Raw genomic sequence first — 13,899 nt, 5'->3', positions numbered from 1 at the left:
TACCAAAAAAATCTCAAAACGTCAAGAGATCAAGCGAACTTTAATCTCGATCCTTAAATGAAGTCTGACCTTCTCTTCTAATGACAGTTTTGAGATTGCAAATTACATCAGCAATCCCTGCCGCTTCTGGAAAAACGGAGTCGTGTATGACGTTCCGAAAGACACCCTGCTTATGGTCAACAGCGGAGACTTTCATGCGTATCTTCCGCAAAATTGCAGGAATCCAAGAGGGGGATTGCTCATATTTCCATATCAATTCATGATGGAATATGGGATTGATTTGGACAAGGTATGCTTTATATATAGATAGTCCTGAAATCAACCAACAGCTACTCCTGTTTACAGCCCGGCCCCGTTTCCAGACATCCCCATATCCGGTTCTCACGGCGCCCCCTTCATCAGACCCGTCCCCTTTCACCCCCAAGAATATTCCTCTTGAATTCAATATAAGTTACTATAAAGTAGATCATATAGATCCCCCCAAAGAGCAGCAGTGATAATCCAAAATAAGACCACACCGGCGCCACCACTCCTGAATATGTGACGAATGCATGGCTGATATAGCCTGCGATCCCTCCGCTGATCAGAAGTGCACCGATAAAGGGGCAGAGGTAGTACAGGAACAGCTGTTTCAGGATGAGGCTGTTCAGTTCTTTTTCCTGCAGGCCCAGTTTTCGCAGCAGGTTATAACGGTAGCGGTATTTACTTGAATCGCTTAGCTGCTGCACTGCCAGTACGGTGAGCGCTACGCACAGGAAGACGAGTCCTATATAAAAGAGCGGGAAAATGAGAGTGGACATGAGGAATTTCATTTCCCGCATTTCGTTCTGCCGTACAAAGGTGTAGCTGTCGGAGACATAGATGTTGTCGGTTCCGTATCCTCTGTGTGCTTCGGCATCGCCGTATCCTTCATACTCGTATTCTTCTTCATTCCATGTGATCCCCTGGATGCTCAGGAGGGTGTCTCCGAAGTCCTTGGGAACGGTGCCGTTTATCTGGGCCATCAGAAGCGAATAATACGGCTTCATGGATTCGGCGGTCTGATCCGGTACGATGAGGATGTAGTCAGCCCCGTTGTGCCCGCTCTGCTCGAAGCCTTCTGTGTATATGCCGGAGCAGGTGTACGGGTCGCCGCCTATATCGATTGGATGTTCCGTGAAGGGGGCGGCCGTCTTGGCCAGGCGGGACTTGATGTGGAGCAGATATTCCTTTTCCCCCAGAGATACTTCCGGGTACCCCAGCATTCTGCGCAGATAATTGTAATCGGATAGCTTCATATAGGTGTCATATTTGTAGTAAGAGCTTTTATCTGCCAGGGAATAATTATGAATCAGGAAATTGTTCATGTCATCGGATTCATTTTCAAATATCTGGTAAATATATGCGTCTTTTATTTCCGCCGCTTTTTGTATGGCCTCCTTTTCTCCTGCGAAATCGTAGTCCGGATCCTGATGGTATACGGCAATGTCGAAGGGCCATTTCTCGTCAGACTGTGTGTTCTGGAACTGGTTCAGCATGAGGGCGCAGGAGGCTCCTATTAAAGCGACCATAAAGAGGACCGTCAGTGTGCCAAGCGTGAACTGCATGGTCCGGATCTTGGAGGAAAGCTGGCGCAGCACGAAGATATTGGCCTGGTTCCAGACGCCGGCCCGGCCTTTTTTGATGTAGCCGATGAGGAAAGCGGAGAGCCCCATATAGAGCAGATAAACGGATACCACCAGCCCCAGGATCATGGGATACACGTTCCAATCGTTAAAGCGGCCGAAGAGCAGCATCCAGCCGAAAATGAGCATGAAAGCCACAGAGGCGAAGAACATCCACTGTTTGCCGGATTTGTTGCCGTTCTTTAATTCTTCGTTCTGATGATCCATATACATCATATCCCTGATGTTCATTTTCTTAAACCTGCGTTTATTCCTGAAAAGGGCCAGCAGATAGGATCCGCAGTAGATCCCCGCCGTCATCAGCAGGGTACCTATTTTCCATTCAAGCCGGATGCTGTAGTCTGCATTTACCATGGCATATATCAGGGTGGTGAGGATCTGCTGAAGAAATACTCCGGGGAGCAGGCCGATGACAAATGCCACCCCTCCAAGCAGGATCGTCTCTTTTAAGAAAAGGTTGGCAATCTGCTTTTTGCAAAAGCCCAGAAGGAGATAGGTGGCAAACTCCCGGCTTCGTTTTTCTGCCATGAATTTAACCATATAGTGCACAAGCCAGATAATGATCAGTACGATGAAGAAGGTTGCCATTCCAAGCATGGCCGCCAGCATTCCTGCTTCCGTGCAGATTTCCAGGACGGCATCGGAGAAGATCATAGAATTGAAGGCGAACATCATGGCGGTGATCAAGACCATTGTCATAAGATAAATGAGATAGTCCCTGAGAGAGCGCCTGGCATTGCGCAGGGCCAGCTTAGTCAGCATACCCGTCACCTCCAGTCAGGGAGAGAACGTCCAGGATTTCATTTAGAAATTCTTTCCTTGTCCCCGGGCCCCGGCGCAGCTCATGGAAGATCTGCCCGTCCTTCAGAAAAAGGATGCGGCTGCAGTAACTCGCGGAGAAAGCGTCATGAGTTACCATGAGGATGGTTGCATTGAGCGCGCTGTTCATATAGGAAAATGTTTCGAGCAGCATCCGGGAGGATTTGGAATCCAGGGCCCCGGTCGGCTCATCGGCAAATACGATTTTGGGATGGTTAATGAGAGCCCTTGCACAGGCGCAGCGCTGTTTTTGACCGCCGGAGACCTGATAAGGGAATTTGTCACGGAAAGACCAGATATCCAGCCTCTCCATGATATCTTTTGTCTGCTTTTCAATCTCCCGTTTTCCTTTTTTGGTAAGCGACATGGCAAGAGCGATGTTTTCTTTCAGAGTAAGCGTATCCAGAAGATTGTAGTCCTGGAACACAAAGCCGAGATTGTTTTTGCGGAAGTCCGCCATCTGATCCTCGTTCATGTTTGTAATGTCGTCCCGGCCATACCAGATATGCCCGGAGGTTACGGTGTCTACTGTTGCGAGCAGGTTTAAGAGCGTCGTCTTTCCGCTGCCGCTGGCCCCCATGATTGCGGTAAATTCCCCCTGGTCAATGGTAAAGCTTATGCGGTCAATTGCTTTGGTCAGATTGTTTTTGTTTCCATAATATTTTTCCACATCTTCTATATGGAGCAGTTCCTTCATGAAATCGATACCTTCCTTTCCCGTTACTTCTTGACGGGCGGCTTATCACCCCTTTTATTCCGCGGGTTGTGGATTGCGGGCCGCCTCTGGATATCAATATTGTAACGGAAAATGTGATCAGGTTGTATCAAATCAGCTTTCAGTAACCTTACAAAATTGAAAGATTGTTACTTTATTGGTTCGGATGCCTTGCGGCAAGGTGCACGGCCCTGTGAACAGCAGAGAAAGGGTTCTCTTTTAATCTCTCCCAAAATGGCTGCCGCCATCGGGAAATATCAGCAGGATACGGGTATAGGTTCCGTATTCTGACTGTGCATCCAGGGTGATTCCAAGTTTTCGGCTTAATTTCCTGCAGAGATAGAGACCGATTCCTGTAGACTGCCGGTTTTGCCGTCCATTGCTGCCGGTAAATCCTTTGTCGAAGATACGGCCCAGTTCTTCTGAGCGTATGCCGATTCCGTTGTCCTCAATGGATAGAATTATTTTCCGCTCCTGTTTTTGTGTACGGATGGTGATAAGGCAGCCGTCTTCTTTTTTATACTTGACGGCATTGATGATGATCTGGCCGATGATGAACTCCAGCCATTTATCGTCGCAGTATACATTTTCACTGCCGGCCTGCATATTTATGGAAACGCCGTTCTGGATCAGATATGGCTGGAGGCGGCGGATTGCGGTATAAACGGGGTTCTTCAGCGGAAATTTCCGTATCATGTAATCCTGGCAGACTGTGTCTGACCGGGCATAGTAAAGGGCCTTGTCCACATCGTTTTCCAGCTCGCCCAGATGGGATTTCAGGCGTCGGGTATCCTCGGGGCTCCAGGAATGTGGTTCCCTGCGGTTGTCACAGATCAGATTCATGGCTGTGAGAGGAAGCTTGACTTCATGAATCCAGTTTTCTATGAATTCCTTATATTCGGTCCGCTCATTTTCCAGATGGTGTATGGCGTCAATGATGGATTTATTGGATTGTTTCAGCAGTCTTCGATAGAGCCTGTCTTCCAGCCGCCAGGATTCCGGCATGATCTCTGAGATCAGATAGGGCTTGTCCAGTCCATTGAGTATATGAAATATTTCACGGAAATAACGGTTTCTTCTGTACCAGGACACAAAAAACCAGACTGCCAGCAGGAAGAACCAGAGGAGATAAAGTAAAATCATCTGATTGTTCTTCAGGCCGCAGATGCCCAAATAAACATAACTCAACAGCATACAAAGTAATTGAAAGAGCAGAAGCAGGATCTTGTCCTTCATGAATTCTAAAAAGTTCATAGCTGATATCCCTGCCCTCTCCTGGTTACGATCAGATTTTCCAGGCCGATTTCTTTCAGTTTACCGCGTATGCGGGTGATATTAACGCTTAAAGTATTGTCATCAATAAAAATCTGGTTTTCCCAGAGATCGTCGATCAATTCCTCCCGGGAAATGATTTGCCCTGCCCGTGAAAACAGGTTGCAGCAGATGCGCAGTTCGTTCCGGGTCAGCTGTTCGGATCTGCCTTCATATGTAAGGGTGCCCTGCAGCATATCCAGTTCGCAGCCTTTCCAGGTAAACCTGCAGGGATTCTCCGGTGCTTTATTGTGCCCCGTCCGCTTCAGGACCGCTGCGATCCGGGCGAGCAGAATGGGCGCCTGGTAAGGCTTTGTTATATAATCGTCACCGCCCATCATCATGCCGTTAAGCTCATCCATGGAATTGCTGCGGCTGGTTACGAAAATGATGGGCACATCCGTCTTTTTTCGGATATCCCGGCAGACCTTCAGGCCGTCGGTTCCCGGCAGCTGGATGTCCAGAAGGATCAGGTCCGGGGCAGTTTCATCCACAAGGCGGGGGATATCAGAGAAATCCTCCGCAGCTTCTGCCTGGTACAAAGCATTTTCCAGCATCAGTTTCAGTTCCAGGCGAATATCTTTCTCGTCTTCCACAATTAAAATGCGGTACAAATAGCAGCCCTCCTGACAACATTATCTGAATCTAATTCCAGTCTTTTGAGATGCAAATCCATTTCTTGGAATGGGAATGTTTCTCGAGCTCGTCAAGTGTCAGTTCGATTGCACTGTTTCCGCTTCCGGCAGCGGGGTATACAGTCGAGAACCGTTTTAAAGATTCGTCCAGATAGACCCCCACACCGTCATTCACAACAAAAGGACAGACACCGCCCGGCGCATGGCCTGTCAGCACTTCAACCTGATCATGCGGGATCATGCGGGCCTTTTCGTGGAACTCTGCTTTAAACTTCTTGTTGTCCGTCCGGGCATCTCCGGCCATTACTATTAGAATTGGACCGTCTGCCGTCAGAAAAGACATGGTTTTGGCGATGCGTGCAGGTTCGCAGCCAACAGCACGGGCAGCTTCCTCCACAGTAGCGCTGGATGCCTCCGGCTCCAGGATTCTGTCCTCCAGGCCGTACCCGGCAAAATATGCTTTGACCTTTTCAATTGACATGATTATCTCCCTCTTTTCTAAAAAATACTTCTGTAATATAGAGTATAACTAATTTAATAGAATGTCAATTTTAGGATTTAGACTGTGGGCTGAAAGTTCATGATTGACGAAATATTGGCTATAAGCTATTATGTCAATAGACATAAGCAAAGAGGGTAAATTTTATATAAAGGAGAATAATTTAGCGTGAAGAATTTGAAGGAAAAAGGGTATTTTGCGGAAAGGCTGTATCAGCTGCGCTATCTTGTGGCGGCCGTTATCCTGTTATGCTCTGTCTTGTTTGAAATTAGCGGGTCTTCCATTGGGTTCTGGTCCGTTCTTCTCGACGGCACATATGAAAGCAGTGCCCAGGATAACAGTGGTGATCTGCTGGGAACCAGCAGGAGCATCAGAACGGATGAATGGGCGGTGAGTACGCCCATGGCTTTTTCGCAGGAATATAACCATACGGGAAAATACCCGTATTTTTCAGAAACAATCAGGGGAGACAGTACGGATGCATTTATTGTATACGGGCAGCCGGTAAAGTCATGGGAGGTCATTTTCCGCCCGTTCCAAATCGGTTATCTTTTTCTGGGACCTTCGCGGGGGCTGGCATTTTTCTGGTGTGCCCGGATGCTGGCGCTGTTTTTGGTATCTCTGGAATTTGGAATGTATTTGACAAAAAAGAAAAAACTACTGTCTTTGACATATGTGCTGTTAGTGTGCTGTTCTCCGGTTGTTGCCTGGTGGTTTGCAATTAACGGTCTGGTGGAGATGCTGGTGTTTGGCCAGCTGGCCGTTCTTATGTTTGTCCGGTGGATGCATACAGAATTCCTGTGGAAGAAACTGTTGCTGTCGGCGGGGATTGCATGGTGTGGGATAGCATATATTCTGGTATTTTATCCCTCCTGGCAGATTCCGCTTGGATATGCTTACCTTTTTCTGTTGATAGGCATTATTCTGCGGGAGCGGAGGAACGTAACATGGAAAAAGGGTTCTGTTATTTTGAGTGCGGTAGTTCTTCTTATGTTGATGACCGGAGCGCTAGGGGCCATTTTCCTGAAGTCTGCAGACACCATTGAGCTGGTATTAAACACATCTTATCCTGGCAGCAGATCCTTTGTGGGGGGAGCTTCGCTTCTAAGAATGTTCAGCTGGGCAGGAGGTTTGTTTTTTCCGTATATTGATCCAGGTCTTGGGATATCTAACGTTTGTGAAGAAGCGCAGTTTTTCTCTTTCTTCCCCTTAGGTATAATTTTAGGGATAATCCAGATTGTTAGGAGTAAAAAGAAGGATCCGCTGTTAATCACGATGACGGCGGGAACTTGTTTTCTTGCCTTGTACTGCGCGTTTCCATGGCCCTCTCTGCTTGCCAAAGCCACACTTCTGAGTATGTGCCAGGGAAGAAGGGTGCTGGTCGGAGTCGGATTTCTCAGTATTGTGCTGCTCGTCTATCTTATCTCGGAAAGTATTGTGAATTATAAGAGCAAAACTGCCGTCACTATTTCTTCTGTAATTGGAGCAGGACTTGCGGGAATCTGTTTTATATATTACACGCAGTTTATGGGAAAGAAGAAGGCACTGGTACTGCTTGCAGTCATCGCTGCTGGGGCAGTCCTCATTTTTGCGGCGATGAAGTGGAAAAGATATGCAGGCCTGGCCTGTTATGCACTGATGATCTCCTTAGTCTGTGGGATAGCGGTAAATCCAGTACATCAGGGGGCAGATTCTATCTATTCCAGTAAACTGACTATGGCCATAAAGGAACAAACAGAAGCGGATCAGGGCAAAGGTTTGTGGATGGTGGAAGGCCTGGGCTTCCCATATCTGAACCTGCCCATAACTGTGGGAGCGCCAACGATCAATACGACAAATGTATATCCGGATCTGGAGCGCTGGGAGCAGTTTGACACTGAAAAAAAAGATTTCAGCAAGTATAATCGTTACGCACATATTATCATAAATATTGTGGATGAGACCTCACAGGAGCCGGTATTTTTCAACCCGTATGATGATCAGTTGGTTGTAAATCTACAACCTGATCAACTGAAGGTACTTCAAGTAAAGCACATTATGACGGATAAAGATTTAAGTGGGTTGAGTTCAGAAGAAATCCAGTTTAATGAGACGGAAAAAATCGGAAGGTATTATCTGTATCAGGTAGAGTATTGACATTGGTTGATATTAAAAAAGAGGCCGCAAAGGGGTCTGACCCCTTTGCGGCTGTTTTTCAGAATTGTTTATCAATTTGTTTAAACCCATTCAGCTGGGTTTTCTTGTTTTATCCCGTCCTCGTCCTCGTTTCTATTTAACGTAAGGTCATACCGGTGCTGACATGCGATCAGTCGTATTTCGAAGTTCTGCCGCTCCTGATGCACGATCGAGGATAGAATCAGTCCGGCAAAGAACGCTATGATTGCGGTCAGGTAAACGAAGCCGCAGACGATCAGTGTCGGGAAGTTGGGCACCAGGCCGGTGCGCGCATAGGTTACGATGACCGGAATGATGAAAATAGTGCTGATAACCGCCAGAAGAAGTGCGAAGGCGGAGAAGAATCCCAGCGGTTTGTAGCTTCTGTAAAGTCTTGCGATTGTACGGAGAACCTTCATTCCGTCACTGTAAGTGTTCAGCTTGGACTCGCTGCCTTCGGGGCGGTCTCTGTATTCGATAACGACATTTTCTACGCGCATATTTTTATCGACGGCGTGGATGCTCATCTCAGTTTCGATCTCAAATCCTTTTGAGAGTACCGGAAATGTTTTTACAAAATTGTAACTGAAAGCGCGGTATCCGGTCATAATATCCTTGATATCATTTTTAAAGAGCAAATTGATTGCTTTTCGGACAAGAGAATTGCCGAAATTATGAAACGGACGTTTGTTTTCTGTGAAATAGGTGGAGGAGAGTCTGTCGCCAACTACCATATCGGCATTGCGGTTAAGAACCTTGTCCACCATGTCCCGTCCGAATTCTGCCGGATATGTGTCGTCACCGTCTACCATTAAATATGCTTCTGCGTCAATTTCACGAAACATGCGGCGGATAACATTTCCTTTCCCCTGCTGGTATTCATGGCGGACAACGGCGCCGGCTTTTTCTGCCAGTATGGCGGTGTCATCTGAAGAATTGTTATCATATACGTATATGGTTGCCTCGGGAAGGGCTTCTTTCCAGTCGGTAACTACCTTGGTGACGGTCTTACCTTCATTATAGCACGGAATTAATACTGCGATTTTATCCATAATATGTTAATCCCCCTAATTCATTTGTAAAATCACTGATTTTATACTACACTATTGATTTATCATATGCAAGGACAAATCTTAAACTTAATCCTGTATCATTTAATGTAAGGAAGTAATACGTGAGTATAAAAGATAAAATAACCAGAGCAGTTGAAAAAAATGCCCCGCACTTTTATAATGAGTAGGTGGCAAAAGGAGTAAAAAGAGGTCAGTAGAAATTTATGAAGTTTTATTACCGGGAAGAGAATCAGTCTATTGAAATTATCAGATGTTTTGGATGCGACGGGAAAGTAGTTCTGCCGGAGTGTATTGACGGTTTGCCTGTGGAAAAGGTGGCTGCTTATACATTTTCTGACCGCAGGGACAGTGAAGATCGGGAATACCTGGTCTATGAGACGGAAGATCATGCCCTTTTTAAGGGAGAAGAGGAGCTTCTTGCAGGGGGGAATGTGGAAGAAATCATTTTTCCGGATACGGTGCGGGAAATCGGTAATTATATATTTTATGGCTGCAAAAAATTGCGAAAGCTGGAATTCTCCGATGCGCTGGTACGGATCGGCGGCGGCGCTTTTACCGGCTGCGGGGGACTGGCCTTCTTAAAGGTGCATATGAAGAGCGGCAGGCAGTCCTGCGTGAAGGAAATCTTAGGAGAACTGTGGCAGCGGATTGATGTTACGTTCTGCTATGAGCAGGAAGGCAGAAAAGCGGTTCTTGTGTTCCCGGAACATTATGAGGAAGCGGTAGAGAATACGCCTGCACGGATATTATTTACACAGCATCATGGTTCCGGAAATAATTACAGACAGTGTTTTTATAATAAAGTAGTGGATTACCGCAAATATGACAGTCTTTTTTCGGTTGCCGCGGCACGGGATAAAGCAGATGTTCTGGCAGATATGGCATTGTGGCGGCTGGCCTGTCCATATGATCTGTCTGACAATCATAAGCGTTCCTATGAAAATATGATAAGAGACAGGTATCAGGAAGTTGTGCCGTATCTTATAAAAGAAGAACATTTTGATCAAATCAAATTATTTACGGCGCATGCGCTGTGGGATGCGGGGATGTTGGAGTTTGCGCTGGAGACAGCAGCAAAAATGGGCAGGACAGAGATCCTTAGCTATTTGATGAATGAGAAGCAGAAATCTTTCCCAACGGTTAGAAAAGAGTTTAGGCTTTGACGGGAGGGATACGATATAATAAGACTTTGCAGTGCGCAGGAGAAAGGAGGGAACCGGCGGTGATCGAATTAGACAGTGAGCAGAAAAAGGAGATAGCAGTGCGCCTGGAGGCGGTGGGGACTAAGATTCTATTTGCGGCGCGGGATGAACTTTATCTGGGAATGCGTTTTCTGGATGTGGCGCTGAGCAGTTTCTTATATCAGATGGATATTACTGTAAATCCTTTTGGGACAGACGGGAGTTCCATATATTTTCATCCCCAGTATCTGGGGGGGATGTACAGAGAAAACAGGATTCTGGTAAACAGGGGGTATCTGCACATGGTATTCCACTGCATTTTCCGGCACATGGTCAAACGGGAACTGGATGACAGGTACTGGGACCTGAGCTGTGACATTGCGGTTGAACATATGATAGACGGGAACCAGCACCGTTGTGTCCGGTTTTCGAGGAGCCTTCTTAGAAGAGAGACTTACCGCAGGCTGGAGGCGGAGCGGAAAGTACTCAATGCGGAGCGGGTCTATGCGCTACTGATGGACTGGAATTTGGAAGAGAAGGAACTGGCGCGTTTGGAGCAGGAGTTTTATGTGGACGACCACAAATATTGGGAAAATAAATACCCACAGCAGAAGCCGGATCCAAACCTGCAGCAGAAATGGCAGGATATGAATGAGCGCATGGAAACGGATCTGGAGACATTTTCAAAAGAATCATCCGAACAGGCGGGGGATTTGCTGGATCAGATAAAAATTGAGAACAGAGACCGGTATAATTATAAAGAGTTTTTGAGAAAATTTGCGGTACTTCGGGAAGAAATCGGCGTGGATGCAGACAGTTTCGATTATTCTTTTTACAGTTACGGGCTGCGGCTTTATGGGAATATGCCTTTGATTGAGCCGCAGGAGACAAAGGAAGTAAAGAAGATTTCGGAATTTGCGGTGGTGATCGATACCTCGATGTCCTGTTCAGGCAGCCAGGTAAGAAGGTTTTTGGAAGAGACGTATTCGGTGCTGAGTGAAGAGGATAGTTTCTTTAAAAAAGTAAATATTCATATCATACAATGTGATGAGAAGGTGCATTCGGACCAATGTGTTACCAATGCCGAAGAGCTGGCAAAATATATGGAACAGCTGACTCTGTACGGGGAAGGCGGGACGGATTACCGGCCGGCTTTTGCCTATGTGGATGCGCTGGCGGAGAAAGGGAGCTTTGAAGATCTGCGGGGGATTCTGTATTTTACGGATGGGTATGGCATATATCCCCGGAAAATGCCTGCTTATAAGACGGCATTTGTTTTTATGCAGGATGATTACTGTGATACGGATGTACCGCCGTGGGCGATCAAACTGACATTGGGCCAGGAAGATCTGGAAGAGACAATATAGTTACTATTTATAAGCTGGAGGACAGGGAAAGCCATGGATATAAAAAGGGCAAAACAGGAAATTAAAGATTCCATAGAAGCATATCTGGCGAAGGATGAGTTCGGCGAATACAGGATTCCCGCCATCCGCCAGAGGCCGGTTCTGCTGATGGGGCCGCCCGGAATCGGGAAGACGCAGATTATGGAACAGATTGCGAAGGAATGCCAGATTGGGCTGGTGGCCTATACCATCACCCATCATACGAGGCAGAGTGCGGTTGGGCTGCCGTTTATTAAGGAGAAGGTGTATGGCGGGAGGAATTACTCTGTAACCGAGTATACGATGAGTGAGATCATCGCGTCGGTATATGAGAAAATTGAGCAGACCGGGATTGCAGAGGGGATTCTTTTTATCGATGAGATCAATTGTGTATCGGAAACACTGGCGCCGACTATGCTTCAGTTTCTGCAGGGCAAGACCTTTGGGAACCAGAAGGTGCCGGAGGGCTGGATTATCGTGGCTGCGGGAAACCCGCCGGAGTATAACAAGTCTGTCCGGGAATTTGATGTCGTGACGCTGGACCGGATCAAGAAGATTGATGTGGAAGAAAACTTCGATGTCTGGAAGGAATATGCATACAGGCAGGGGATTCACCCGGCTGTGATATCCTATCTGGAACTCAGAAAAGAGAACTTTTACCGGATCGAGACAACGGTGGATGGCAGATACTTTGCAACGGCCCGGGGCTGGGAAGATCTTTCCCAGCTGATCCAGGTTTATGAAAGTCTGCATAAAACGGTGGACAGGGACGTGGTGTACCAGTATATCCAGCACCGCACGATTTCCAAGGATTTCGCAAATTATCTCGAGCTCTATTATAAGTACAAACAGGATTATGGCGTAGAGGATATTCTGAAAGGAAATTGGAGTACGGCAACCCTGCAGAAGGTAAAGGCGGCTCCGTTTGATGAGCATCTGAGTATCGTCAGCCTGCTGAACGGTAAACTCTGCGAGTTATTTACCGAATGTTATATGACGGATGCCTACGTGACAAAACTTTATGAGTATCTGATCTACTACAGGGAGAACCAGGTCACTTCCATGGTAGAGGATATCTGGCATCTGGCGGAAAAAGATCTGGAACAACAGATGCGTTCAGAACTGCTGACCCGCCGGGATGAATTGGTATTAAAACGAGTCATTGCGGCGCTTGAGAGATTTGCTATAAGTATCAAAGGCGAACTATTTATCGGGGACGGTGTGTTCGATGAGGTCAAGGCACTTTTTGAAAAAGAAGTGGATAAGCGGGAAGACGAAATAGACCATACAGCCCGGACACTTCAGTATGTATTCGATTTTTTGGAAGATGCATTTGGACAAAGCCAGGAGATGGTCGCGTTTATAACGGAACTGAATGCAAACTATTATAGTGTCTGGTTTATCAAAGAGAATGGAAGCGACAGTTACTACCGGTATAATAAGGGGCTGCTGTTTGACGAACGGCATCAGGATATTGTACGCCAGATGGACGGCGTGGAAGGAATGCTGTAAAGGGGTCAGACCCCTTTACGTTCCGTTTTCAGAATAGTTTAACAATTTGAGAAGGAGATGAAGTATGATTAAAGTTATTGCATCGGATATGGACGGTACGCTGTTGAATGATGACCACCGGCTGGCGCCGGAGACACTTGAGGCGGTACGCCGGGCGTGTGATGCGGGCATACGATTTATGCTTGCAACCGGGAGAAACTTCCGGGGAGCCATGGAAGTTATAAAAGACGCAGACCTGTACTGTGATTACATAGTGGGGAGTGGAGCTGAAGTGCGCAATCCAGAAAAACAGGTCGTGTTTACGGCGCCGATTGATCTGGATTTGTGTGCGGAAATCTATGAAACGCTGCAAAAATATCCGGTATCTCTTGTTTTCTCTACAGATGATTACGATTACAGGATTGGAAGTGAAGAGGAAATAGAGGAGAGTTTTATCCGGCAGCTTAAGGTTTTTCATCTGGATAAAGACATCGATGAAGTACAGGCTAAAAAGGAACCTTTATATGAGCAGATTAAAAAAATGACAAAGAAGATTTCTGATTTTGAAGAACTAAGGGAAGCAGGAGTGCCGGTATATAAAATTTTCCTGTTTTCCGGTGATATTCCTATGTTGAAAAGGATATGGGCGGAACTGGAACAGAACGAAGATATCGCAGTAGCGTCTTCTTTCGAAACAAATCTGGAGATTACGGATGTGAAGGCGCAGAAAGGCCCCGTGCTCAAACAGTATATTGAGTCACTGGGATATAAGATGGAGGAAGTGATGGTGCTGGGGGACAGCATGAATGATTATTCCATGTTGTCCATGGATTTTGGGGCTGCTGTGGCTATGGAAAATGCCGTGCCTGAGGTAAAGGCCGTGGCCGGATATGTGACAAAATCGAATGAAGACCTGGGAGCTGCGCATGCTATCTATAAAGTTCTGGAGCAGTACGGGGCAGGGAACTGAAA

11 protein-coding genes are annotated in these 13,899 nt (G+C 46.7%); 5 read left to right on the top strand and 6 right to left on the bottom strand.

The genetic code is table 11. The features are described 5' to 3' along the window. Window positions 1–398: 398 nt before the first annotated feature. The 5 genes from BN1938_RS11945 to BN1938_RS11925 all read right to left on the bottom strand — a co-directional run bounded on the left by BN1938_RS11945 (window position 399) and on the right by BN1938_RS11925 (window position 5,625). Window positions 399–2,426, bottom strand: coding sequence for an FtsX-like permease family protein (locus tag BN1938_RS11945; protein ID WP_050640787.1), 2,028 nt, complete (start codon window positions 2,424–2,426; stop codon window positions 399–401). Beyond that, window positions 2,416–3,180 (bottom strand): ABC transporter ATP-binding protein, encoded by a 765-nt coding sequence (locus BN1938_RS11940; RefSeq protein WP_050640786.1) that lies wholly within the window; start codon window positions 3,178–3,180, stop codon window positions 2,416–2,418. The genes BN1938_RS11945 and BN1938_RS11940 overlap by 11 nt, the downstream gene beginning before the upstream one ends. A gap of 237 nt (window positions 3,181–3,417) precedes the next feature. Beyond that, a complete protein-coding gene (locus BN1938_RS11935) occupies window positions 3,418–4,452 on the bottom strand; it encodes a sensor histidine kinase (RefSeq protein WP_050640785.1) in 1,035 nt (344 codons plus the stop codon). Then, window positions 4,449–5,123 (bottom strand): response regulator transcription factor, encoded by a 675-nt coding sequence (locus BN1938_RS11930; RefSeq protein WP_082202951.1) that lies wholly within the window; start codon window positions 5,121–5,123, stop codon window positions 4,449–4,451. Before BN1938_RS11930 ends, BN1938_RS11935 begins: the two co-directional genes overlap by 4 nt. A 31-nt stretch (window positions 5,124–5,154) precedes the next feature. Then, window positions 5,155–5,625: a YbaK/EbsC family protein gene (locus BN1938_RS11925; protein ID WP_050640784.1), complete on the bottom strand. Its 471-nt coding sequence runs from the start codon at window positions 5,623–5,625 to the stop codon at window positions 5,155–5,157. 186 nt (window positions 5,626–5,811) lie between these two features. Between BN1938_RS11925 and BN1938_RS11920 the strand changes: the two genes are divergently transcribed. Continuing rightward, a complete protein-coding gene (locus BN1938_RS11920; protein WP_050640783.1) occupies window positions 5,812–7,779 on the top strand; it encodes a DUF7657 domain-containing protein in 1,968 nt (655 codons plus the stop codon). 80 nt (window positions 7,780–7,859) lie between these two features. Here the strand turns inward: BN1938_RS11920 and BN1938_RS11915 are convergent, their stop codons facing one another. Beyond that, on the bottom strand, window positions 7,860–8,849 hold the full coding sequence (locus tag BN1938_RS11915) for a glycosyltransferase family 2 protein (RefSeq protein ID WP_050640782.1): 990 nt from the start codon (window positions 8,847–8,849) through the stop codon (window positions 7,860–7,862). Between the two features lie 224 nt (window positions 8,850–9,073). Between BN1938_RS11915 and BN1938_RS11910 the strand changes: the two genes are divergently transcribed. From BN1938_RS11910 to BN1938_RS11895, 4 genes are all read left to right on the top strand, one after another. Then, window positions 9,074–10,033: a leucine-rich repeat protein gene (locus BN1938_RS11910; protein ID WP_050640781.1), complete on the top strand. Its 960-nt coding sequence runs from the start codon at window positions 9,074–9,076 to the stop codon at window positions 10,031–10,033. 59 nt (window positions 10,034–10,092) lie between these two features. Beyond that, window positions 10,093–11,418, top strand: coding sequence for a vWA domain-containing protein (locus tag BN1938_RS11905; RefSeq protein WP_330581565.1), 1,326 nt, complete (start codon window positions 10,093–10,095; stop codon window positions 11,416–11,418). Between the two features lie 33 nt (window positions 11,419–11,451). Further along, window positions 11,452–12,948, top strand: coding sequence for an AAA family ATPase (locus tag BN1938_RS11900; RefSeq protein ID WP_050640780.1), 1,497 nt, complete (start codon window positions 11,452–11,454; stop codon window positions 12,946–12,948). 64 nt (window positions 12,949–13,012) lie between these two features. Next, window positions 13,013–13,897: a Cof-type HAD-IIB family hydrolase gene (locus BN1938_RS11895; protein ID WP_050640779.1), complete on the top strand. Its 885-nt coding sequence runs from the start codon at window positions 13,013–13,015 to the stop codon at window positions 13,895–13,897. Window positions 13,898–13,899: the final 2 nt, after the last annotated feature.

It is taken from the genome of Eubacterium sp. SB2 (genome assembly GCF_001244405.1).
Lineage (GTDB): Bacteria > Bacillota > Clostridia > Lachnospirales > Lachnospiraceae > Faecalicatena > Faecalicatena contortus_B.
Note: the sequence above shows the minus strand (reverse complement) of the source record. Positions and strands in the feature narration are given on the sequence as shown.